Origin of the sequence: Ramlibacter tataouinensis (assembly GCF_027941915.1) — a bacterium.
In the GTDB taxonomy this organism is placed as follows: domain Bacteria; phylum Pseudomonadota; class Gammaproteobacteria; order Burkholderiales; family Burkholderiaceae_C; genus Ramlibacter; species Ramlibacter tataouinensis_C.
Map to the genome: position 1 here is coordinate 3,880,724 of NZ_CP116009.1, position 21,312 is coordinate 3,902,035.

The 21,312-nt window shown below is 68.8% G+C and carries 22 protein-coding genes and 1 tRNA gene; 21 read left to right on the plus strand and 2 right to left on the minus strand.

Features of this window, described 5'->3' with window-relative positions; all coding sequences use genetic code 11:
* The first annotated feature begins 17 nt into the window (after window positions 1–17).
* The 19 genes from secG (at window position 18) to PE066_RS18755 (ending at window position 16,758) form a co-directional block, all read left to right on the plus strand.
* On the plus strand, window positions 18–473 hold the full coding sequence (secG, locus tag PE066_RS18665) for a preprotein translocase subunit SecG (protein ID WP_271234031.1): 456 nt from the start codon (window positions 18–20) through the stop codon (window positions 471–473).
* 135 nt (window positions 474–608) lie between these two features.
* Window positions 609–693 (plus strand) — tRNA-Leu (locus tag PE066_RS18670).
* Between the two features lie 55 nt (window positions 694–748).
* Window positions 749–1,120, plus strand: a complete 372-nt coding sequence (locus tag PE066_RS18675; protein ID WP_271234032.1) for an NADH-quinone oxidoreductase subunit A — start codon at window positions 749–751, stop codon at window positions 1,118–1,120.
* Between the two features lie 33 nt (window positions 1,121–1,153).
* Window positions 1,154–1,633, plus strand: coding sequence for a NuoB/complex I 20 kDa subunit family protein (locus PE066_RS18680; RefSeq protein WP_135263744.1), 480 nt, complete (start codon window positions 1,154–1,156; stop codon window positions 1,631–1,633).
* 4 nt (window positions 1,634–1,637) lie between these two features.
* A complete protein-coding gene (locus PE066_RS18685; RefSeq protein WP_271234033.1) occupies window positions 1,638–2,282 on the plus strand; it encodes an NADH-quinone oxidoreductase subunit C in 645 nt (214 codons plus the stop codon).
* Window positions 2,275–3,528 (plus strand): NADH-quinone oxidoreductase subunit D, encoded by a 1,254-nt coding sequence (locus tag PE066_RS18690; RefSeq protein WP_271234034.1) that lies wholly within the window; start codon window positions 2,275–2,277, stop codon window positions 3,526–3,528. Before PE066_RS18685 ends, PE066_RS18690 begins: the two co-directional genes overlap by 8 nt.
* A complete protein-coding gene (gene nuoE, locus PE066_RS18695) occupies window positions 3,525–4,016 on the plus strand; it encodes an NADH-quinone oxidoreductase subunit NuoE (protein ID WP_271234035.1) in 492 nt (163 codons plus the stop codon). Before PE066_RS18690 ends, nuoE begins: the two co-directional genes overlap by 4 nt.
* Window positions 4,013–5,371 (plus strand): NADH-quinone oxidoreductase subunit NuoF, encoded by a 1,359-nt coding sequence (nuoF, locus tag PE066_RS18700; protein ID WP_271234036.1) that lies wholly within the window; start codon window positions 4,013–4,015, stop codon window positions 5,369–5,371. The genes nuoE and nuoF overlap by 4 nt, the downstream gene beginning before the upstream one ends.
* Window positions 5,364–7,532 carry an NADH-quinone oxidoreductase subunit NuoG gene (gene nuoG, locus PE066_RS18705; RefSeq protein ID WP_271234037.1) on the plus strand — a complete coding sequence of 723 codons (2,169 nt, stop codon included), beginning with the start codon at window positions 5,364–5,366 and terminating at the stop codon, window positions 7,530–7,532. The genes nuoF and nuoG overlap by 8 nt, the downstream gene beginning before the upstream one ends.
* The gene (gene nuoH / locus PE066_RS18710) at window positions 7,529–8,611 is read left to right on the plus strand and encodes an NADH-quinone oxidoreductase subunit NuoH (RefSeq protein ID WP_271234038.1); all 1,083 of its coding nucleotides are present in this window, start codon (window positions 7,529–7,531) and stop codon (window positions 8,609–8,611) included. Before nuoG ends, nuoH begins: the two co-directional genes overlap by 4 nt.
* A gap of 13 nt (window positions 8,612–8,624) precedes the next feature.
* Window positions 8,625–9,146 (plus strand): NADH-quinone oxidoreductase subunit NuoI, encoded by a 522-nt coding sequence (gene nuoI, locus PE066_RS18715; protein ID WP_271234039.1) that lies wholly within the window; start codon window positions 8,625–8,627, stop codon window positions 9,144–9,146.
* Between the two features lie 98 nt (window positions 9,147–9,244).
* Complete coding sequence (locus PE066_RS18720) at window positions 9,245–9,931, plus strand: NADH-quinone oxidoreductase subunit J (RefSeq protein ID WP_271234040.1); 687 nt, start codon at window positions 9,245–9,247, stop codon at window positions 9,929–9,931.
* The gene (nuoK, locus tag PE066_RS18725; RefSeq protein ID WP_271234041.1) at window positions 9,928–10,236 is read left to right on the plus strand and encodes an NADH-quinone oxidoreductase subunit NuoK; all 309 of its coding nucleotides are present in this window, start codon (window positions 9,928–9,930) and stop codon (window positions 10,234–10,236) included. Before PE066_RS18720 ends, nuoK begins: the two co-directional genes overlap by 4 nt.
* Before the next feature lie 75 nt (window positions 10,237–10,311).
* Window positions 10,312–12,345: an NADH-quinone oxidoreductase subunit L gene (gene nuoL, locus PE066_RS18730; RefSeq protein WP_271234042.1), complete on the plus strand. Its 2,034-nt coding sequence runs from the start codon at window positions 10,312–10,314 to the stop codon at window positions 12,343–12,345.
* A gap of 13 nt (window positions 12,346–12,358) precedes the next feature.
* Entirely contained in the window at window positions 12,359–13,834 is a 1,476-nt protein-coding gene (locus PE066_RS18735) for an NADH-quinone oxidoreductase subunit M (RefSeq protein ID WP_271234043.1), read from the plus strand.
* A 10-nt stretch (window positions 13,835–13,844) separates the two neighbouring features.
* Complete coding sequence (gene nuoN / locus PE066_RS18740; RefSeq protein ID WP_271234044.1) at window positions 13,845–15,332, plus strand: NADH-quinone oxidoreductase subunit NuoN; 1,488 nt, start codon at window positions 13,845–13,847, stop codon at window positions 15,330–15,332.
* Between the two features lie 16 nt (window positions 15,333–15,348).
* Window positions 15,349–15,657 (plus strand): DUF2818 family protein, encoded by a 309-nt coding sequence (locus PE066_RS18745; RefSeq protein WP_271234045.1) that lies wholly within the window; start codon window positions 15,349–15,351, stop codon window positions 15,655–15,657.
* On the plus strand, window positions 15,650–16,228 hold the full coding sequence (locus PE066_RS18750) for an NUDIX domain-containing protein (RefSeq protein WP_271234046.1): 579 nt from the start codon (window positions 15,650–15,652) through the stop codon (window positions 16,226–16,228). The genes PE066_RS18745 and PE066_RS18750 overlap by 8 nt, the downstream gene beginning before the upstream one ends.
* Window positions 16,229–16,317: 89 nt before the next feature.
* Window positions 16,318–16,758, plus strand: coding sequence for a DUF1178 family protein (locus PE066_RS18755; RefSeq protein WP_271234047.1), 441 nt, complete (start codon window positions 16,318–16,320; stop codon window positions 16,756–16,758).
* A gap of 150 nt (window positions 16,759–16,908) precedes the next feature.
* Here PE066_RS18755 and PE066_RS18760 read toward each other — a convergent pair whose 3' ends face one another.
* Both PE066_RS18760 and PE066_RS18765 read right to left on the minus strand, forming a co-directional pair.
* Window positions 16,909–17,286: a cupin domain-containing protein gene (locus PE066_RS18760; RefSeq protein WP_271234048.1), complete on the minus strand. Its 378-nt coding sequence runs from the start codon at window positions 17,284–17,286 to the stop codon at window positions 16,909–16,911.
* 210 nt (window positions 17,287–17,496) lie between these two features.
* Window positions 17,497–19,275, minus strand: coding sequence for an ABC transporter transmembrane domain-containing protein (locus tag PE066_RS18765; protein ID WP_271234049.1), 1,779 nt, complete (start codon window positions 19,273–19,275; stop codon window positions 17,497–17,499).
* An 80-nt stretch (window positions 19,276–19,355) separates the two neighbouring features.
* Here PE066_RS18765 and PE066_RS18770 point away from each other — a divergent pair, with 80 nt between their 5' ends.
* Window positions 19,356–19,886 (plus strand): MarR family winged helix-turn-helix transcriptional regulator, encoded by a 531-nt coding sequence (locus PE066_RS18770; RefSeq protein ID WP_271234050.1) that lies wholly within the window; start codon window positions 19,356–19,358, stop codon window positions 19,884–19,886.
* Window positions 19,873–21,309 carry an efflux transporter outer membrane subunit gene (locus PE066_RS18775; protein ID WP_271234051.1) on the plus strand — a complete coding sequence of 479 codons (1,437 nt, stop codon included), beginning with the start codon at window positions 19,873–19,875 and terminating at the stop codon, window positions 21,307–21,309. Before PE066_RS18770 ends, PE066_RS18775 begins: the two co-directional genes overlap by 14 nt.
* Window positions 21,310–21,312 lie beyond the last annotated feature (3 nt).

Genomic DNA, 21,312 nt, shown 5'->3' on the forward strand with positions numbered 1-21,312 from the left:
TCCGGAGTGAACCGAAAATGAATGTGCTTCTCACCGCCCTCCTTGCCGTGCAGATCCTGTCGGCGCTGGTCATGGTCGGCCTGATCCTGATCCAGCACGGCAAGGGCGCCGACATGGGCGCCGCCTTCGGCAGCGGCAGCTCGGGCAGCCTGTTCGGCGCCAGCGGCAGCGCCAACTTCCTGTCGCGCACCACCGCCGTGCTGGCCACCGTGTTCTTCGTCTGCACGCTGGCGCTGGCCTACCTGGGCAACTACCGCGGCGCGCCCGACTCGGGCAGCGTGCTCGACCGCGCGCCCGCCACCGCCCCGGCTCCGGCGCCCGCGCCGGCCGCCTCGGGTGCGGCGGCACAGATCCCCGGCGCCGCGCCGGCCGCGGGCGGCGCTGCCGCTCCGGCCCCCGCGGCACCGGCGACGCCGGCCGCCCCGGCCGCGCCCGCCGGCGCTGGCGGCGCAGCGCAGATTCCCGGCAAGTAGGCCGGGGCTGATCCCGCGCAAGTAGCTCTACCTAATCCCCCTTGCCACAGCGGGACGGCAAGGGGATTCGGGGTAAACTCCAAGGCTGCCCGGAAGCCAACAACAAAGCCTCATTGGCACCGGGAAACCACAAACGCCGTCGTGGTGAAATTGGTAGACACGCTATCTTGAGGGGGTAGTGGCGAAAGCTGTGCGAGTTCGAGTCTCGCCGACGGCACCAGAACCAAGAGCCGCGGGCCGCGCAAGGCGGCCCGCGAGCTGAGCAGAGTCCCGCAATGAACCTTGACCAGTACCTGCCTGTCCTCCTGTTCATCCTGGTGGGCGTTGCGGTCGGGGTCCTGCCGCAGGTGCTGGGATGGGCCTTCGCCGGCGCCACCGGCCTGCACAAGCCCGATCCGGCCAAGAACTCCCCCTACGAATGCGGCTTCGAGGCCTTCGAGGACGCGCGCATGAAGTTCGACGTGCGCTACTACCTCGTGGCGATCCTGTTCATCCTGTTCGACCTGGAGATCGCGTTCCTCTTCCCCTGGGCCGTCGCGCTCAAGGAGATCGGGCCGGCCGGCTTCTGGGCCGTGATGGTCTTCCTGGCGATCCTGGTGGTCGGCTTCATCTACGAATGGAAGAAGGGCGCGCTCGACTGGGAGTGAAGCTCCCGCGCCCCGCAACGGACTCTCAACGCAATGGCTAAAGAAGGCATCCTCGACAAGGGCGTCGTCACGACGACCGTGGACAGCGTCATCAACTGGGCCAAGACCGGCTCGCTGTGGCCGATGACCTTCGGGCTGGCCTGCTGCGCGGTGGAGATGATGCACGCGGGCGCGGCCCGCTACGACATCGACCGCTTCGGCATGCTGTTCCGGCCCAGTCCGCGGCAGTCGGACCTGATGATCGTGGCCGGCACGCTGTGCAACAAGATGGCGCCGGCGCTGCGCAAGGTCTACGACCAGATGCCCGAGCCGCGCTGGGTGCTGTCCATGGGCACCTGCGCCAACGGCGGCGGCTACTACCACTACAGCTACTCGGTGGTGCGCGGTTGCGACCGCATCGTGCCGGTCGATGTCTACGTCCCCGGCTGCCCCCCGACCGCCGAGGCGCTGCTCTACGGGATCATCCAGCTGCAGCAGAAGATCCGCCGCACCCAGACCATCGCGCGTGCCTGAACCGATGACCGCCCCCACGTCCTTTGCGGTCGATCCCGCCGCGCTGCAAGCCACCATCACCGAAGTCCTGGGTCCGCTGGCCCGGCGGGTGGACCTCAAGCTCGGTGAAGTGACGGTCACCGTCGCCGCCGACAAGTACCTGCAGGCCGCGCAGGCGCTGCGCGACCACCCCGCCTGCCGCTTCGAGCAGCTGCTCGACCTGTGCGGCGTCGATTACTCCGACTACGGCAACGGCGCCTGGGACGGCCTGCGCTACGCGGTGGTGTCGCACCTGCTGTCGGTCAGCCTGAACCAGCGGGTGCGCCTGCGCGTGTTCTGCGCCGACGACGAACTGCCGCTGGTCGATTCGCTGACCACCTTGTGGGCCTCGGCCAACTGGTTCGAGCGCGAGGCCTTCGACCTGTTCGGCATCGTGTTCGAGGGCCACGTCGACCTGCGCCGCATCCTCACCGACTACGGCTTCATCGGCCACCCGTTCCGCAAGGACTTCCCGATCTCCGGCCACGTGGAGATGCGCTACGACCCCGAGCGCCAGCGCGTGATCTACCAGCCCGTGAGCATCGAGCCGCGCGAGATCACGCCGCGCATCATCCGGGAAGAGAACTACGGAGGACTCCAGGCCGGACGGGGCCTCGACAACCATGGCTGAGATCAAGAACTACACGCTCAACTTCGGCCCGCAGCACCCGGCCGCGCACGGCGTGCTGCGCCTGGTGCTGGAGCTCGACGGCGAGGTGATCCAGCGCGCCGACCCGCACATCGGCCTGCTGCACCGCGCCACCGAGAAGCTGGCCGAGACGCGCACGTACATCCAGTCGCTGCCCTACATGGACCGGCTGGACTACGTTTCGATGATGTCCAACGAGCACGCCTACTGCCTGGCCATCGAGAAGCTGATGGGCATCGAGGTGCCGGTGCGCGCGCAGTACATCCGCGTCATGTTCGACGAGCTCACCCGGCTGCTGAACCACCTGATGTGGCTCGGCGCGCACGGGCTGGACTGCGGCGCCATGAACATGCTGATCTACTGCTTCCGCGAGCGCGAGGACATCTTCGACATGTACGAGGCGGTCTCGGGCGCGCGCATGCACGCGGCCTACTACCGCCCGGGCGGTGTCTACCGCGACCTGCCGGACAGCATGCCGCAGTACAAGGCCAGCAAGGTCCGCAACCAGCGCGAGATCGACCGCATGAACGAGGACCGGCAGGGCTCGCTGCTGGACTTCATCGACGCCTTCACCCAGCGCTTCCCCGGCTACGTCGACGAGTACGAGACGCTGCTGACGGACAACCGCATCTGGAAGCAGCGCACCGTGGGCGTGGGCGTGGTCACGCCGGAGCGCGCGCTCAACCTGGGCTTCACCGGCCCGATGCTGCGCGGCTCGGGCGTCGCCTGGGACCTGCGCAAGACCCAGCCCTACGAGGTCTACGACAAGATGGACTTCGACGTGCCGGTGGGCAAGACCGGCGACTGCTACGACCGCTACCTGGTGCGCGTGCAGGAGATGCGCGAGGCCAACCGCATCATCAAGCAGTGCGTGGCGTGGCTGCGGGCCAACCCGGGCCCGGTGATCACCGACAACCACAAGGTGGCGCCGCCCGACCGCGAGAGCATGAAGACCAACATGGAGGAGCTGATCCACCACTTCAAGCTGTTCTCCGAAGGCATGCGCGTGCCCGAGGGCGAGGCCTACGCGGCGGTGGAGCACCCCAAGGGCGAGTTCGGCATCTACATCGTCAGCGACGGCGCCAACAAGCCCTACCGCCTGAAGATCCGCCCGCCGGGCTTCGCGCACCTGGCCGCGATGGACGAGATGTCGAGCGGCCACATGATTTCCGATGCCGTGGCGATCATCGGCACCATGGACATCGTGTTCGGAGAAATCGACAGATGATCACGGACAGCATGAAGAGCCGCTTTGACCGCGAAGTGGCCAAGTACCCCGCGGACCAGAAGCAGTCCGCCGTGATGGCCTGCCTGGCCATCGTGCAGCAGGAGCAGGGCCACGTCACCCGCGAGGCCGAAAGCGAGATCGCGGCCTACCTGGGCATGCCCGCGATCGCGGTGCACGAGGTCACGACCTTCTACAACATGTACAACCAGCGGCCGGTCGGCAAGTACAAGCTGAACGTCTGCACCAACCTGCCGTGCCAGCTGCGCGACGGCGCCAAGGCGCTGCACCACCTGGAGCAGCGCCTGGGCATCAAGATGGGCGAGACCACGCCCGACGGCCTGTTCACGCTGCAGCAAAGCGAGTGCCTGGGCGCCTGCGCCGACTCGCCGGTGATGCTGGTCAACGACCGCACCATGTGCAGCTTCATGAGCGCCGACAAGCTCGACGAGCTGGTCGACGGCTTGCGCAAGGCGGAGGGCGCGGCATGAACGCACAACAAGTGCTGGCGCAGTTCCAGGCCACGGGCGTGCAGACCTGCTTCCATGGCCGCCACATCGAGCCGCAGATCTACGCCGGCCTGGACGGCACCAACTGGCGCCTGAAGGACTACGAGGCGCGCGACGGCTACCAGGCGCTGCGCAAGATCCTCAAGGAAGGCCTGACGCCCGACCAGGTGATCGCCACCGTCAAGGAGTCGGCGCTGCGCGGCCGCGGCGGCGCGGGCTTCCCGACCGGGCTGAAGTGGAGCTTCATGCCGCGCCAGTTCCCCGGGCAGAAGTACCTGGTGTGCAACTCCGACGAGGGCGAGCCGGGCACCTGCAAGGACCGCGACATCCTGGCCTACAACCCGCACATCGTGATCGAGGGCATGGCCATCGCGGCCTACGCCATGGGCATCTCGGTGGGCTACAACTACATCCACGGCGAGATCTTCCAGGTCTACGAGCGCTTCGAGGAAGCGCTGGAAGAGGCGAGGGCGGCCGGCCTGCTGGGCGACAACATCCTCGGCTCGAACTTCTCGTTCCAGCTGCATGCCTTCCACGGCTTCGGCGCCTACATCTGCGGCGAGGAGACCGCGCTGCTGGAGTCGCTCGAGGGCAAGAAGGGCCAGCCGCGCTTCAAGCCGCCGTTCCCGGCCAGCTTCGGCCTGTACGGCAAGCCCACGACGATCAACAACACCGAGACCTTCGCGGCGGTGCCCTGGATCATCCGCAACGGCGGCCAGGCCTACCTCGAATGCGGCAAGCCGAACAACGGCGGCACCAAGATCTTCTCGGTCTCGGGCGACGTGGAGCTGCCGGGCAACTACGAGGTCCCGCTCGGCACCCCCTTCAGCAAGCTGCTGGAGCTGTGCGGCGGCGTGCGCGGCGGCCGCAAGCTCAAGGCCGTGATCCCGGGCGGATCGTCGGCGCCGGTGCTGCCGGCGCACATCATGATGGAGTGCACGATGGACTACGACTCCATCGCCAAGGCCGGCTCGATGCTGGGCTCGGGCGCCGTCATCGTGATGGACGAGACGCGCGACATGGTCGAGAGCCTGCTGCGCCTGTCGTACTTCTACATGCACGAATCCTGCGGCCAGTGCACGCCCTGCCGCGAGGGCACGGGCTGGCTGTGGCGGGTCGAGGACCGCATCCTCAACGGTCACGGCAAGCCGGCCGACCTGGACCTGCTCGACTCGGTGGCCGACAACATCCAGGGCCGCACCATCTGCGCGCTCGGCGATGCCGCCGCGATGCCGGTGCGAGCCATGCTCAAGCACTTCCGCCACGAGTTCGAGGCCCGCATCGCGGGCGCGGGCGCGGCGAACGGCGCGTTGAATGCGCCCATCAAACATGGCTGAAATCACACTGGACGGACAGAAGGTCGAGGTGCCCGACGGCAGCATGGTCATGCATGCGGCCGAGAAGGCGGGCACCTACATCCCGCACTTCTGCTACCACAAGAAGCTCTCCATCGCGGCCAACTGCCGCATGTGCCTGGTCGAGGTGGAGAAGGCGCCCAAGCCGATGCCGGCTTGCGCCACCCCGGTCACCAACGGCATGGTGGTCCACACCCGCAGCGAGAAGGCCCTCAAGGCCCAGCAGACGGTGATGGAGTTCCTGCTGATCAACCACCCGCTGGACTGCCCGATCTGCGACCAGGGCGGCGAATGCCAGCTGCAGGACCTGGCCGTCGGCTACGGCGCCTCCGCCTCGCGCTACGAGGAGGAAAAGCGCGTGGTGCTGCACAAGGACGTGGGCCCGCTGATCTCCATGGAGGAGATGAGCCGCTGCATCCACTGCACCCGCTGCGTGCGCTTCGGCCAGGAACTGGCCGGCGTGATGGAGCTGGGCATGGTCAACCGCGGCGAGCACGCCGAGATCACCACCGTGCTGGGCGACACCGTCGACTCCGAGGTGTCCGGCAACATGATCGACCTGTGCCCGGTCGGCGCGCTCACCAGCAAGCCGTTCCGCTACAGCGCGCGCAACTGGGAGCTGTCGCGCCGCAAGTCGGTCAGCCCGCACGACTCCACCGGCGCCAATCTGATCGTGCAGGTCAAGAACAACCGCGTGATGCGCGTGCTGCCGCTGGAAAACGAGGCCGTCAACGAGTCCTGGCTGGCCGACCGCGACCGCTTCTCCTACGAAGCCCTGAACGGCGACGACCGCCTGACCTCGCCCATGCTCAAGCAGGGCGGCGAGTGGAAGGCGGTCGACTGGCAGACCGCGCTGGAATACGTCGCCAACGGCCTGAAGCACGTGGCGGCCGACCATGGCGCCGCCTCCGTCGGCGTGCTGGCCAGCCCGCACAGCACCGTCGAGGAACTGTTCCTGGCCGGCCGGCTGGTGCGCGCGCTGGGCAGCGAGAACATCGATTCGCGCCTGCGCCACGCGCAGTTCGCGCCGGCCGAAGGCGTGCGCTGGCTGGGCACGAGCATTGCGTCGCTGTCGCAGCTGCAGCGCGTGCTGGTGGTCGGCTCCAACCTGCGCAAGGAGCACCCGCTGTTCGCCATGCGCGTTCGTGCCGCCGCACATCAGGGTGCGCAGGTCTCGCGCATCAACGACATCGCCCACGACTGGGCGATGGCCATGGCCACCTCGGTCACCGCGCCCGCCGGCCAGTGGGCCCAGGCGCTGGCCGACATCGCCACGGCCGTCGCTGCCGAGAAGAACGGCGCCGCGCCGGCCAAGGGCACGGCCACGGACGAAGCCAAGGCGATCGCCGCTTCGCTGCTGTCGGGCGAGCGCAAGGCCATCCTGCTGGGCAACGCCGCTGCGCACCACGCCAATGCGTCCACGCTGCTGGCGCTGGCGCAGTGGATCGGCGAGGCCACCGGCGCCTCTGTCGGCTACCTGACCGAAGCGGCCAACACCGTCGGCGCGCAACTCGCCGGCGCGCTGCCGGGCGAGGGCGGCCTGAACGCCGGCCAGATGCTGGCGGCGGGCGGGCTGAAGGCCGCGATCCTGCTGAACACCGAGCCGGTGTTCGATTCGGCCGCCGGTGCCCGCGCCGCCGAGGCGCTGGGCCAGGCCGAAATGGTGGTCACGCTCAGCCCCTTCATGGCCAACATGGAGTTCAGCGACGTGCTGCTGCCGATCGCGCCCTGGACCGAAACGCCCGGCACCTTCGTCAACGCCGAGGGCCGCGTGCAGTCGTTCCACGCCGTGGTCAAGCCGCTGGGCGAGACGCGCCCGGGCTGGAAGGTGCTGCGCGTGCTGGGCAACCTGCTGGGCCTGCAGGGCTTCGAGTTCGAGTCGGCGCAGGACGTGCTGGCCGCTGCCCGCGGCGAGGCGGATGCCGCCCAGCCGATGGTGCAGGGCAACGTGCTGTCCAACCGCACGCAAGCGGCCATCGATGTCTCGCTACCGGCCGACACCCCAGCCAGCGCCGCCATCTACCAGCTCGACGGCATCGTGCGCCGCGCCGAATCGCTGCAGCTCACGGCCGACGGCCAGGCCGCGCTGCCGGCCTCGCAGCGCGTGCCGCGGGTGCGCGGCCAGCAGGAGGCCCTCGCATGATCGACGCCATCTACGGCTACGGCCACGGTCTGATCGCGGCGCCCTGGTGGTCCGCCGCCGGCTGGCCGGTGGTCTGGAACCTGATCAAGATCGTGGTGGTGGTCGCCCCGCTGATGGGCGCCGTGGCCTACCTGACGCTCTGGGAGCGCAAGGGCATCGGCTTCACCCAGCTGCGCCCGGGCCCCAACCGCATCGGCCCGTTCGGCCTGCTGACGCCGATCGCCGACGCGGTGAAGCTGCTGACCAAGGAAATCATCCTGCCGGCGGCGGCCAACAAGAGCCTGTTCCTGCTCGGTCCGATCATGACCATCATGCCGGCGCTGGCCGCCTGGGCCGTGATCCCGTTCGGGCCGGAGCTGGCGCTGTCCAACATCAACGCCGGCCTGCTGTTCCTGCTGGCGATCACCTCGATGGAGGTGTACGGCGTCATCATCGCCGGCTGGGCGTCCAACTCGAAGTACGCCTTCCTGGGCGCGATGCGCGCCTCGGCCCAGATGATCAGCTACGAGATCGCGATGGGCTTCGCCTTCGTGGTGGTGCTGATGGTCACGGGCAGCCTGAACATGACCGACATCGTGCTCAGCCAGGACAAGGGCTACTTCGCCGGCCTGGGGCTGAACTTCCTGTCGTGGAACTGGCTGCCGCTGCTGCCGATCTTCGTGGTCTATTTCATCTCCGGCCTGGCCGAGACCAACCGCCACCCGTTCGACGTGGTGGAAGGCGAGTCGGAGATCGTCGCCGGCCACATGATCGAGTACTCGGGCATGAGCTTCGCCATGTTCTTCCTGGCCGAGTACGCCAACATGTGGCTGGTCTCGATCCTGGCCGTCACCATGTTCCTGGGCGGCTGGCTGCCCCCGATCGACTCGGCCGTGCTGGCCTGGATTCCCGGCTGGATCTGGCTGGGCCTGAAGACCTTCGTGGTCGTGACCATGTTCCTGTGGGTGCGCTCGACGTTCCCGCGCTACCGCTACGACCAGATCATGCGCCTGGGCTGGAAGATCTTCATTCCGGTCACGCTGGTCTGGCTGGTGGTCGTGGGCCTGTGGATGCAGACCCCCTACAACATCTGGAAGTAAAGCGGACGCAAGCATGTCCACCGATACCCTGCAACGTCAGCCCTCGGCGTTCTCGCTCAAGGACTTCCTCTCCAGCTTCATGCTGGTGGAGCTGTTCAAGGGCCTGCGCATCACGGGCAAGTACTTCTGGGCGCGCAAGATCACGGTGCAGTTCCCGGAAGAAAAGACACCGCTGTCCCCGCGCTTCCGCGGCCTGCACGCGCTGCGCCGCTACGAGAACGGCGAGGAACGCTGCATCGCCTGCAAGCTGTGCGAGGCGGTCTGCCCGGCGCTGGCCATCACCATCGAGAGCGACCAGCGCGCCGATGGCACCCGCCGCACCACGCGCTACGACATCGACCTGACCAAGTGCATCTTCTGCGGCTTCTGCGAGGAGAGCTGCCCGGTCGACTCGATCGTCGAGACCCACATCCTCGAGTACCACGGCGAAAAGCGCGGCGACCTGTACTACACCAAGGACATGCTGCTGGCCGTGGGGGACCGCTACGAGGCCGAGATCGCCGCCCGCAGGGCCGCTGACGCCAAGTACCGGTAAAGAAATGACAACCACCCCGAAGCGCCTTCGGCGCCTCCCCTCAAGGGGCGCCACAGCGGCCCGGCAAAGCCGGTTCCGCGGTGGCCTCTAAAGTGACCATGGACTTCACGACCGGTTTCTTCTACCTGTTCTCGGCGGTGCTGCTGTTCGCGGCCTTCCGGGTCATCACCGCGCGCAACCCGGTGTACGCCGCGCTGTACCTGGTGCTCACGTTCACCCAGGCCGCCGCCATCTGGCTGCTGCTCAAGGCCGAGTTCCTGGCCATCGTGCTGGTGCTGGTCTACGTCGGCGCCGTGATGGTGCTGTTCCTGTTCGTCGTGATGATGCTGGACATCAACACCGACACCCTGCGCGCCGGTTTCTGGAAGCACTTCCCGGTGGCGGCCGTCGTCGGCGTGGTCATCGCGCTGGAGATGGCGGCGGTGCTGATGGGGGGCTTTCGCATCGCCGAGGCGCCACGTGGCGGCGCCGCAGCGGTGCAGGCGGCCGCGCAGGCCGGCGGCCAGCTGGCCGCCGAGGTGTCCAACACCAAGGAACTGGGCAAGCTGATGTACACCCAGTACCTGTACCCGCTGGAGCTGGCCGCAGTGCTGCTGCTGGTGGCCATCATCTCGGCCATCGCGCTGACCCTGCGCAAGCGCAAGGACAACCGCCGGATCGACCCGTCGCTGCAGGTGCGCGTGCGTGCCAGCGACCGCCTGCAGGTGGTCAAGATGCCGCCGGTGGTGGCCGCACCGCCGCAACCCGAGCCGGCAACCCCCGCCGCCGAAGGAGGCAAGGCATGATGCTCACGCTGGGCCACTTCCTGTCGCTGGGCGCGATCCTGTTCGCGCTGTCGGTGGTGGGCATCTTCCTGAACCGCCGCAACCTGATCATCCTGCTGATGGCCATCGAGCTGATGCTGCTGGCCGTCAACATGAACTTCGTCGCCTTCTCCTACTACCTGGGCGACATGCACGGCCAGGTGTTCGTGTTCTTCATCCTGACGGTGGCTGCCGCCGAGTCCGCGATCGGCCTGGCCATCCTGGTTCTGCTGTTCCGCAACAAGTCCAACATCAGCGTCGAAGAGCTGAACGAGCTGAAAGGCTGACAACGATTCGTCCGCCGCTGTCATGCCGGGCCAGCCGCCCGGCGTGACGGGGGCAGGCTGCGAGAAAAAGAAACGATGGCTACAACCCTCAACGCATCGACCCTGCTCGCCGTGGCGCTGGCGCCGCTGGCCGGCTCCGCGATCGCCGGCATCTTCGGCACCACCTTCGGTGGCAACCGGATCGGGCGGCGCCTGTCGCACACCTGCACCATCCTGGGCGTGCTGGTGGCCTTCATCCTGTCGGCCCTGACGCTCAAGAGCGTGGCCCTGGACGGCGCCCGCTTCAACGAGACCATCTACGAGTGGATGGTGGTGGGCGGCCTGAAGATGGAGGTCGGCTTCCTGGTCGACGGCCTGACTGCCATGATGATGTGCGTGGTGACCTTCGTGTCGCTGATGGTGCACATCTACACCATCGGGTACATGGAGGAGGACGAGGGCTACAACCGCTTCTTCGCCTACATCTCGCTGTTCACCTTCTCCATGCTCATGCTGGTCATGAGCAACAACTTCCTGCAGCTGTTCTTCGGCTGGGAGGCGGTGGGCCTGGTGTCCTACCTGCTGATCGGCTTCTGGTACAACAAGCCGAGCGCCATCTTCGCCAACCTGAAGGCCTTTCTGGTCAACCGGGTCGGCGACTTCGGCTTCATCCTGGGCATCGGCCTGATCGCCGCCTTCGCCGGCACCCTGAACTACACCGAGGCCTTCGCCAAGGCCGGCGAGCTGGCCGCGCTGCAGTTCCCGGGCACCGAGTGGATGCTGGTCACCGTGATCTGCATCTGCCTGTTCATCGGCGCCATGGGCAAGAGCGCGCAGTTCCCGCTGCACGTCTGGCTGCCCGACTCGATGGAGGGCCCGACCCCGATCTCGGCGCTGATCCACGCGGCCACCATGGTGACCGCCGGCATCTTCATGGTCGCGCGCATGTCGCCGATCTTCGAGCTGTCCGACACCGCGCTGTCCTTCATCCTGGTGATCGGCGCCATCACGGCCCTGTTCATGGGCTTCCTGGGCGTGATCCAGAACGACATCAAGCGCGTCGTCGCCTACTCCACGCTGTCGCAGCTGGGCTACATGACGGTGGCGCTGGGCGCCTCGGCCTACTCGGTCGCCGTGTTCCACCTGATGACGCACGCCTTCTTCAAGGCACTGCTGTTCCTGGCGGCCGGCTCGGTGATCATCGGCGTGCACCACAACCAGGACATCCGCTGGATGGGCGGGCTGCGCAAGTACATGCCCATCACCTGGATCACCTCGCTGCTGGGGTCGCTGGCGCTGATCGGCACGCCGTTCTTCTCGGGCTTCTACTCGAAGGACAGCATCATCGAGGCGGTGCACCACAGCACGCTGCCGGGCGCCGGCTTCGCCTACTTCGCCGTCATGGCCGGCGTGTTCGTCACCGCGTTCTATTCGTTCCGGATGTACTTCCTGGTGTTCCATGGCAAGGAGCGCTTCGACCAGGTCCCGGCGCACGCGCACGACCCGGCCGAGGAGCCCGATCCGCACCACCACCAGGAGGAGCACCACAAGCCGCACGAGTCGCCCTGGGTCGTGACCGTGCCGCTGCTGCTGCTGGCTTTCCCCTCGGTGGTGATCGGCTTCCTGACCATCGGCCCGATGCTGTTCGGCGACTTCTTCAAGGACTCGATCCTGGTCGACGCGGCGCGCCACCCGGCCATGGCCGAACTGGCGAAGATCTGGCACGGCCCGGTGGCGATGGCGCTGCACGGCTTCATGACGCCGGTGTTCTGGCTGGCCGTCGCCGGCGTGGCACTGGCGTACTACCTGTACCTGGTCAACACCGCGCTGCCGGCGAAGATCGCGCGCGCGTTCCGTCCGATCTACACGATCCTGGAAAACAAGTACTACATGGACTGGTTCAACGAGAACGTGCTGGCGCGCCTGACGCGCGGCATCGGGATCGGGCTGTGGAAGGGCGGCGATCAGGCCGTGATCGACGGGGCGGTGGTCAACGGCAGCGCGCGCCTGGTCGGCTGGGTCGCCGGCGTGGTGCGCCGCGCGCAATCGGGCTACCTGTATCACTACGCGTTGGCCATGCTCCTGGGGGTCTTCGTCCTCATGACGTGGTTCGTCTGGCTGGGCCGCTAAGGAGAACAAGAAAGTGGGTCTTTTGAGCCTTGCCATCTGGACGCCGATCGTGTTCGGCGCCGTGCTGCTGGCCCTGGGGAGGGACGAGCAGGCGCGCGCCGTGCGCTGGATCGCGCTGGTCGGATCGATCGTCAGTTTCCTGGTCACGCTGCCGCTGTACAGCCGGTTCCAGACCGGCACCGCGCAGATGCAGTTCGTCGAGAAGGCGCCCTGGATCGAAACCTTCAACATCAACTACCACCTCGGGCTGGACGGGCTGTCGTTCTGGTTCGTGCCGCTGACGGCGTTCATCACCGTCATCGTGGTGATCTCCGCCTGGGAAGCGATCACCGAGCGCGTCAACCAGTACATGGCCGCGTTCCTGATCCTGTCGGGGCTGATGATCGGCGTGTTCTGCGCGCTCGACGCGATCCTGTTCTACGTGTTCTTCGAGGCCACGCTGATCCCGATGTACCTGATCATCGGCGTGTGGGGCGGCCCGAACAAGATCTACGCCGCGTTCAAGTTCTTCCTGTACACGCTGCTCGGCTCGCTGCTGATGCTGGTGGCGCTGATCTACCTGTATGGCGCCTCGGGCGGCAGCTTCGACATCGCCACCTGGCACCAGCTGCCGCTGCCGATGACGGCGCAGACGCTGCTGTTCTTCGGCTTCCTGGCCGCCTTCGCGGTCAAGGTGCCGATGTGGCCGGTGCACACCTGGCTGCCCGACGTGCACGTGGAGGCGCCCACCGGCGGCTCCGCGGTGCTGGCGGCCATCATGCTGAAGCTGGGCGCCTACGGCTTCGTGCGCTTCTCGATGCCGATCGCGCCCGACGCCTCGCGCGAGTGGGCCTGGTTCATGATCGCGCTGTCGATCATCGCCATCATCTACGTGGGCCTGGTGGCGCTGGTGCAGCGCGACATGAAGAAGCTGGTGGCCTATTCGTCGGTGGCCCACATGGGCTTCGTCACCCTGGGCTTCTTCATCTTCAATCCGCTGGGCGTGTCCGGCGGGCTGGTGCAGATGATCTCGCACGGCTTCGTGTCGGCCGCGATGTTCCTGTGCATCGGCGTGCTGTACGACCGCGTGCACTCGCGCGAGATCGCCAGCTACGGCGGCGTGGTCAACACCATGCCCAACTTCGCCGCCTTCGCGCTGCTGTTCGCCATGGCCAACTCCGGCCTGCCGGCCACCGCCGGCTTCGTCGGCGAATGGATGGTGATCCTGGGCACGGTCAAGGCCAACTTCTGGCTCGGCCTGGCCGCCGCCAGCGCGCTGATCTGGGCCCCGGCGTACAACCTGTGGATGTACAAGCGGGTCTACCTGGGCCCGGTGTCCAACGACAACGTGCGCCAGCTGACCGACATCAACAGCCGCGAGTACCTGATGCTGGGGCTGCTGGCCCTGGCCGTGCTCTACATGGGCATCCACCCGAAGCCCTTCACCGACGTGATGGACGCGTCGGTCGCCAACCTGCTCAAGCACGTGGCCGCTTCCAAACTGAACTGAACCCGCAGCCATGATCGATTCCCTGAGCCTGATCGTCGTCCTGCCGGAGCTGCTGCTGCTGGTGATGGCGTGCGTCATCGCCATCGTTGACCTGGGCGTCAACTCGCGCCTGCGCGGACTGACCCACTGGCTGACCATGGCCACGCTGGCGGCCGTCGCCTACGTCTGTGCCGACTTCGCCATGGACGGCCGCACCTTCTATGCCTTCGGCCGGATGACGGTGAGCGACCCGATGGGCAACTGGCTGAAGTGCTTCTCGGCCATCGCGCTGATGGTGACGCTGGTCTATGGCCGCCCCTACGCGGCCGACCGCGGCATGCTGCGCGGCGGCGAGCTGTTCACGCTGTCGCTGTTCTCGCTGCTGGGCATGTTCGTCATGGTTTCCGGCAGCAACTTCCTGGTGCTGTACCTGGGCCTGGAGGTGATGACGCTGTCCAGCTACGCACTGGTGGCACTGCGGCGCGACCACGCGACCTCCACCGAAGCCGCCATGAAGTACTTCGTGCTCGGCGCCATGGCCAGCGGCTTCCTGCTGTACGGCATGTCGATGCTGTACGGCGCCACCGGCTCGCTCGACATCAACGAGGTGTTCCGCGCCATCGCCAGCGGCCGCATCAACCACCAGGTGCTGGTGTTCGGCCTGGTCTTCATCGTCGCCGGCCTGGCCTTCAAGCTGGGCGCCGCGCCGTTCCACATGTGGATTCCGGACGTCTACCACGGCGCGCCGACGGCCATCACGCTGCTGATCGGCTCGGCGCCCGAGCTGGCCTCGTTCGGCATCGCCATGCGCCTGCTGGTGGAAGGCCTGATCCCGCTGGCCATCGACTGGCAGCAGATGCTGATGGTGCTGGCCGTGGCCTCGCTGCTGGTGGGCAACCTGGCGGCCATCGCGCAGAGCAACCTCAAGCGCATGCTGGCCTACTCGACCATCGCGCAGATGGGCTTCGTGCTGCTGGGCCTGGCGGCCGGGGTGGTCGACGGCAGCACCGCCAACGCGCAGGCCGCCTACAGCTCGGCGATGTTCTACATCGTGACCTACGTGCTGACCTTCCTGGCCGCGTTCGGCATCATCCTGCTGCTGGCGCGCGAGGGCTTCGAGAGCGAGGAGATCGCCGACCTGGCCGGCCTGAACCAGCGCAGCCCGCTGTACGCCGGCATCATGGCCATCTGCATGTTCTCGCTGACCGGCATCCCGCCGATGGTGGGCTTCTACGCCAAGCTGATGGTGCTGCAGGCGCTGGTGGCCGGCGGCACGGTGCTGCACATCGGGCTGGCGGTCTTCGCCGTGCTGGCCTCGCTGGTCGGCGCGTTCTACTACCTGCGCGTGATCAAGGTCATGTACTTCGACTCGCCGATCACCGCCACCACCGTCTCGGCCCCGGCCGACGTGCGTGCGGTGCTGACCGTCAACGGCGCCCTGGTGCTGGTGCTGGGCATCGTGCCCGGCTGGCTGATGGCGCTGTGCACCGAGGCCGTGCTCAAGACGCTGGCGTCCTGAGCACCCCAGCAAGCCCGTGTCGCTGACGGCCTCCGTCTGGCTGGTGATCGCGGTGGCGTTCGCCGCCGCCAACCTGCCGTTCCTGCTCGACCGCCACGTGCTGGGCGTGTGGCCGCTCAAGGCGCCCAAGCCCTTCGCGCTGCGCCTGGCCGAGCTGCTCGTGCTGTACCTGCTGGTCGGCGCCCTCGGCCTGGCGCTGGAGAACCGCGCCGGGCAGATCGCCCCGCAGGGCTGGGAGTTCTACGCCGTCACCGGGGCGCTGTTCCTGACCTTCGCCTTCCCCGGTTTCGTCTGGCGCTACCTGGGCAAGCGGCGCCGTGGCTGACGAGGCCGACCGGCACCTGGTCGAGCGCACGATCGCGCGCGATGAGTTGCTGCGCGGGGACTTCCTGCACGTGGTGCGCGACCGCGTGGTGCTGCCCGGTGGCGTGCACGCCACGCGCGAGTTCGTCATCCATCCCGGCGCCGTGATGGTCGTGCCCCTGCTGGACGATGGCCGGGTGGTGCTGGAGCGCCAGTACCGCCACCCGATCGGGCGCGTGATGGTCGAATTCCCGGCCGGCAAGCTCGACCCGGGCGAGGACCACCTGGCCTGCGCCCGGCGCGAGCTGCAGGAAGAGACCGGCTACACGGCCCGCGAATGGGCCTTCGCCGGGCAGCTGCATCCGGTGATCTCGTACGCCACCGAATTCATCGATGTCTGGTTCGCGCGCGGCCTGGCGGCCGGCGAGCGCCGGCTCGACGACGAGGAGTTCCTCGACGTCTTCACCGCCACGCCCCAGCAGTTGCTGGCCTGGTGCCGCGACGGCAGCGTGACCGATGCCAAGACCCTGGTGGGCGCGCTGTGGCTGCAGAACGTCCTTGCCGGCACTTGGCAACTCGACTGGCGCCCATAATTGCGCATCATGAACCCCCACGCTTGCCCACTCCGTGGTTGCGCCGGCCCCCGAGGGGGCGCGGCGAGCCGGGGCGGCCCGTCGACGCCGTGAAGGTCCTGAACCTGCAATGCTCGCATCGCCATGCCTTCGAAGGCTGGTTCGGCTCGGAAGATGATTTCCAGGGCCAGCTCGAGCGCGGCCTCGTCGAATGCCCGATGTGCGGTGACACCGCCGTCGCCAAGATGCCCAGCGCTCCGCGCCTGAACCTGGGCGCGCAGCCCGACGCCTCGCCGCGCCAGGAGGCGGCGGCCGTGCCCGAGGCCGAGATGCAGAAGGCCTGGCTGAAGATGGTGCGGCACGTCATGTCCCACACCGAGGACGTCGGCGAGCGCTTCGCCGAGGAGGCCCGCCGCATCCACTACGGCGAGAGCGAGGAACGCGGCATCCGCGGCCAGGCCTCGCGCGAGGAAACCCAGGCCCTGCTGGAAGAGGGCATCGGCGTGCTGCCGCTGCCGATCCCGAAGGCGCTCAAGGGGCCGGTGCAGTAGGCGGCTCGTCCGCGCGGCGCGTCATCGCGCTTCGTCGTCATCCACTGCGGTGCGCCGTCATCCACCGCGCGTCACCGTCATCCACCCCGCGTCACCGTCATCCTCCGCGCAGGCGGAGGATCCAGCGCAACGACGCGCCCCGACTCGCCATCACGCCGGCTTCGCGTAGACATCCGCGCTCAGGACCTCGACGCCGACGAACGGCTCGCTGCCCTCGACCCAGGCATCGTGGCCCGGCGGGATGGTGTACGACTCGCCGGCGCTGATCGTCTTCTCCGACCCGTCGGCCATGCGCACGCGGATCTTCCCGGATACCGCGTGTCCGACGTGCGACAGCTGGCAGAGGTCGGTCTTGGCCACCGGCTTCACGCATTCGGACCAGCGCCAGCCCGGCTGGAAGTTGAGCCGGCCGATGGTGTAGCCCTCGAGCTTGACCACCTCGACGCGCGTCTTGTCGGGCGAGCGGACCTCGTCGGGCGAGGCGTGCGACTTGACTTCGAACTTGCTGATCGAAACGGGAGTTGCCATGGTGTGGGCCTCCTATGCCGAGGAATGCCGCCTTGCTGGGCGGCGCTGCCGCGCAAGCCACCGGGCTCGAGAGCGACGATGCACGACGAGCACGAGCCGCCGCGCGGCCCGATCACTATAGGACGGCAGCAGGCGAGATCAAGTCACGGCTCGTTGCTCGGCACGAGCGCGGCTCGCTGCAAGTCCGGTCGCCGCGCACGGGCGGCGGCCTCAATCGAGCAGCTGCAGCGCCGCCAGTCGCGCATACACGCCGCCGGCCGCCACCAGCGCTTCGTGCCGGCCCTGCTCGACGATGCGTCCGTGGTCCAGCACGACGATGCGATCGGCCTGCTGCACGGTGGCCAGGCGGTGCGCGATCACGAGGGTGGTGCGGTCGCGCATGGCGGACACCAGCGCCGCCTGCACCATGCGCTCGCTCTCGGCGTCCAGCGCGCTGGTGGCCTCGTCCAGCAGCAGCAGCGGCGGGTTCTTGAGGATGGCGCGGGCGATCGCGATGCGCTGGCGCTGCCCGCCGGAAAGCCGCACCCCGCGCTCGCCCAGGTAGGTGCCGTAGCCTTCGGGCAGCGCCATGATGAAGTCGTGCGCGTAGGCGGCCCGCGCCGCCTGCACCACCTCCTCGTCGCTGGCGCCGGGGCGTCCGTAGCGGATGTTCTCCAGCGCGCTGGTGGAGAACACCACCGGCTCCTGCGCGACCAGGCCGATGCGGCCGCGCAGGTCTTCCAGTGCCAGGTCGCGGATCGCCACGCCGTCGACGGTGATGCGGCCCTGCGCCGGGTCGTAGAAGCGCAGCAGCAGCGAGAACACCGTGCTCTTGCCGGCGCCGCTGGGGCCGACCAGGGCCACCGTCTCGCCGGGCCGCACGTCGAGCGTGAAGTCCTGCAGCGCCGCCGTGGCCGGGCGCGAGGGGTAGTGGAAGGAGACGTGCTCGAACGCGACGCGGCCGCCGCCCGCGGGCACCGGCGCGGCAACGGCTCGCTCGGGCGAAGCCACCGGCGAGCGGCTGGCCAGCAGTTCCATCAGGCGCTCGGTGGCGCCGGCGGCGCGCAGCAGGTCGCCGTAGACCTCGCCCAGCACCGCCACCGCGCCGGCGAAGATGATCACGTACAGCGCCGCCTGCCCGAGCTGGCCGGCGCTGAGCTGGCCGGCCATCACCGCCTGGGCGCCGCGGTACAGGCCCCACAGCAGCAGCGCCGCATTGGCGATGATGATGAAGGCCACCAGCGCGGCGCGCGCCTTGGTGCGGCGCACGCCGGTGTGGAAGGCGCTGTCGGTGGCCTCGCGGAAGCGGGCCGCTTCGCGCGCCTCGCCGGTGTAGCTCTGCACCACGGGGATCGCGTTCAGCACCTCGGCGGCGATCGCGCTGGAGTCGGCGACCCGGTCCTGGCTGGCGCGCGAGAGCCGCCGCACGCGCCGGCCGAACGCCATCGCCGGCAGCACCACCAGCAGCACGGCGGCGAACACCAGCGACATCACGTAGGGGTGGGTGTACACCAGCATGCCGAGCGCGCCCACGCCCATCACGACGTTGCGCAGGCCGAGCGAGAAGGAGGAGCCGACCACGGTCTGCACCAGCGTGGTGTCGGTGGTCAGGCGCGACAGCACCTCGCCCGTGCGTGTGTGCTCGAAGAACTCCGGGCTCTGGCGCAGCACGTGGGCGTAGACCGCGCTGCGCAGGTCGGCGGTCACGCGCTCGCCCAGCCAGCTCACCATGTAGAAGCGCGCCGCCGAGAACAGGCCGAGCGCCACCGCCACGCCGAACAGCAGCCCGAAGTGCTCGCGCAGCGCGACCAGCCGCTCGCCGGGGCCGCCCGCGGCGGCCAGCCCCTGGTCGATCAGGCCGCGCAGCGCGATTGGAAACAGCAGCGTCGCCGCCGCGGCCAGGCCGAGGAACAGCGCCGCCAGCGCCATGCGGCCGCGGTACGGGCGCAGGAAGGGCAGCAGGCCCGAGAGCGAGCGGGGCGAGCCCCGGGCGGGAACGGCGTCGGCCATGCGGGGCAGTGTAGCCACAACTGCCCAGCCAAGCATCGCCTTGACAATGATTGACTAGGCAAATAATATCCGCCGCTGCCATGGACAAGCCCGCCAGCCCCCGGTCGCGCCGCAAGCCCGCGGCGGCGTCCTACTACACGCCGGCCAGCTACCGGCCCGACGACAGCGTCGCCTACCTGATGCGACGGGTGCTCGCCAGCTTCGCCGGTGAAGTCGAGCACGAGCTCGAGCCGCTGGGCCTGACCCACGCGCAATGGGTGCCGCTGTACAAGCTGTTCCTCGGCCACGGCAACACCGGCGCCGAACTGGCGCGCGAGTGCCAGCTCGATGCCGGCGCCATGACGCGCATGCTCGACCGGCTGGAAGCCAAGGGCCTGCTGCGGCGCGTCCGCTCGGCCCAGGACCGGCGTATCGTGCACCTGGAACTCACCGAAGCGGGCCGGGCCGCGGCCGGGAACATTCCGCAGGCCTTGTGCAAGGTGCTCAACGCCCACCTGCGCGGCGTCAGCCGCGAGGAATGGCTGCTGCTGAAGGGCCTGCTGCACCGCCTGCTGGACAACGGCGTGGCCCTCAAGCGCGAACGCGAACGGACCCGAGATGAAGCTGCCTGATTGGCGCGCCGGCCCGCTGCTGGCGGCGGCGCTGCTGGCGGGTTGCGCCAGCCCCGCCGGCATCCAGTCGCAGGCGCAGCGGCGCTCCCCTGCCAGCGTGGGCCTGGCAGCGGACACGGCCGCGCCGGCCCCCGCGGTCGCGCCCGGGTGGTGGCGCGCCTTCGGCGATCCGCAGCTCGACCGGCTGGTCGAGCAGGCCTTGGCCGACAGCCCGACGCTGAAGATCGCGCAGGCCCGCACGGCCCGGGCCCAGGCGGTGCTGGAGGTGGCCGGCGCCGCCACCCGGCCGCAGCTGCAGGGCTCGGCCACCGTGCAGCGCCAGCGCTACACCGAGACCGGCGCCGTGCCGCCGCCGCTGGCCGGTTCGGTGCGCGACTCCGGCACCCTGCAGCTGGGCGCGAGCTGGGAGATCGATTTCTTCGGCCGCTACCGCGAGGCGCTGGCCGCGGCCCTGGGCAGCTCGCGCGCGGCCGAGGTCGAGGTGGAGGCCGCGCGCGTGCTGTTGGCCAGCCAGGTGGCGCGCAGCTACTTCCAGCTGGCGCGCATCGACGCCCAGCTGCAGGTGGCGCAGCGCACGCTGGCGCAACGCGAGCAGGCGCTCGGGCTGGTGCGCGAGCGGTTCGATGCCGGGCTGGACACCACGCTGGAGCTGCGCCAGAGCGAGGGCGCGCTGCCCGACGCGCGCCAGCAGATCGAGGCGCTGCAGGAGCAGGCGCAGCTCACCCGCCATGCGCTGGCCGCCCTGGTGGCCCAGCCCGACGCGGCCGTGCAGCCGCCCGCACTGGCGTCCATGCGCGCGCTGGCGATCCCCGCCGCGATTCCGGCCGACCTGCTGGCGCGCCGGGCCGACATCATGGCCGCCCGCTGGCGCATCGAGGCCGCCACGCATGACGTGGCCAGCGCGCGGGCGCAGTTCTATCCCAACGTCAATCTCGGCGCCTTCGTCGGCCTCTCCAGCATCGGCCTGTCGAACCTGCTGGAGGGCGGCAGCCTGCAGTGGGGGGTCGGTCCCGCGCTGCAATTGCCGATCTTCGACGCCGGCCGGCTGCGCGCCAACCTGCGCGGCAAGGCGGCCGACCTGGACCTGGCCATCGAGAGCTACAACGGTGCCATCCTGGACGCCGTGCGCGAGGTGGCCGACCAGCTCGCCTCGGCCCGCTCGATCGGGCGCCAGCAGATGCAGCAACGCGAGGCCCAGGGCGCGGCCGAAGCCGCGTACGGCATCGCCGTGCAGCGCTACCAGGCCGGTCTGGGCACCTACCTGCAGGTGCTCTCCGCCGAAACCGCGGTGCTCGACCAGCGCCGGCTCGCCGTCGACCTGGCGGCGCGCGCCCTCGACAACCAGGTCCAGTTGATGCGGTCGCTGGGCGGCGGCTTCCAGCCCGAGGCGGGCCCGCCGCGCCTGGCGGCCAAGGCCCCCTGACCC

Bases quoted from the DNA above. Each gene is read 5' to 3' on its own strand.
- secG (WP_271234031.1), top strand. From the start codon at position 18: ATGAATGTGCTTCTCACCGCCCTCCTTGCCGTGCAGATCCTGTCGGCG.
- PE066_RS18675 (WP_271234032.1), top strand. From the start codon at position 749: ATGAACCTTGACCAGTACCTGCCTGTCCTCCTGTTCATCCTGGTGGGC.
- PE066_RS18680 (WP_135263744.1), top strand. From the start codon at position 1,154: ATGGCTAAAGAAGGCATCCTCGACAAGGGCGTCGTCACGACGACCGTG.
- PE066_RS18685 (WP_271234033.1), top strand. From the start codon at position 1,638: ATGACCGCCCCCACGTCCTTTGCGGTCGATCCCGCCGCGCTGCAAGCC.
- PE066_RS18690 (WP_271234034.1), top strand. From the start codon at position 2,275: ATGGCTGAGATCAAGAACTACACGCTCAACTTCGGCCCGCAGCACCCG.
- nuoE (WP_271234035.1), top strand. From the start codon at position 3,525: ATGATCACGGACAGCATGAAGAGCCGCTTTGACCGCGAAGTGGCCAAG.
- nuoF (WP_271234036.1), top strand. From the start codon at position 4,013: ATGAACGCACAACAAGTGCTGGCGCAGTTCCAGGCCACGGGCGTGCAG.
- nuoG (WP_271234037.1), top strand. From the start codon at position 5,364: ATGGCTGAAATCACACTGGACGGACAGAAGGTCGAGGTGCCCGACGGC.
- nuoH (WP_271234038.1), top strand. From the start codon at position 7,529: ATGATCGACGCCATCTACGGCTACGGCCACGGTCTGATCGCGGCGCCC.
- nuoI (WP_271234039.1), top strand. From the start codon at position 8,625: ATGTCCACCGATACCCTGCAACGTCAGCCCTCGGCGTTCTCGCTCAAG.
- PE066_RS18720 (WP_271234040.1), top strand. From the start codon at position 9,245: ATGGACTTCACGACCGGTTTCTTCTACCTGTTCTCGGCGGTGCTGCTG.
- nuoK (WP_271234041.1), top strand. From the start codon at position 9,928: ATGATGCTCACGCTGGGCCACTTCCTGTCGCTGGGCGCGATCCTGTTC.
- nuoL (WP_271234042.1), top strand. From the start codon at position 10,312: ATGGCTACAACCCTCAACGCATCGACCCTGCTCGCCGTGGCGCTGGCG.
- nuoN (WP_271234044.1), top strand. From the start codon at position 13,845: ATGATCGATTCCCTGAGCCTGATCGTCGTCCTGCCGGAGCTGCTGCTG.
- PE066_RS18760 (WP_271234048.1), bottom strand. From the start codon at position 17,286: ATGGCAACTCCCGTTTCGATCAGCAAGTTCGAAGTCAAGTCGCACGCC.
- PE066_RS18765 (WP_271234049.1), bottom strand. From the start codon at position 19,275: ATGGCCGACGCCGTTCCCGCCCGGGGCTCGCCCCGCTCGCTCTCGGGC.
- PE066_RS18770 (WP_271234050.1), top strand. From the start codon at position 19,356: ATGGACAAGCCCGCCAGCCCCCGGTCGCGCCGCAAGCCCGCGGCGGCG.
- PE066_RS18775 (WP_271234051.1), top strand. From the start codon at position 19,873: ATGAAGCTGCCTGATTGGCGCGCCGGCCCGCTGCTGGCGGCGGCGCTG.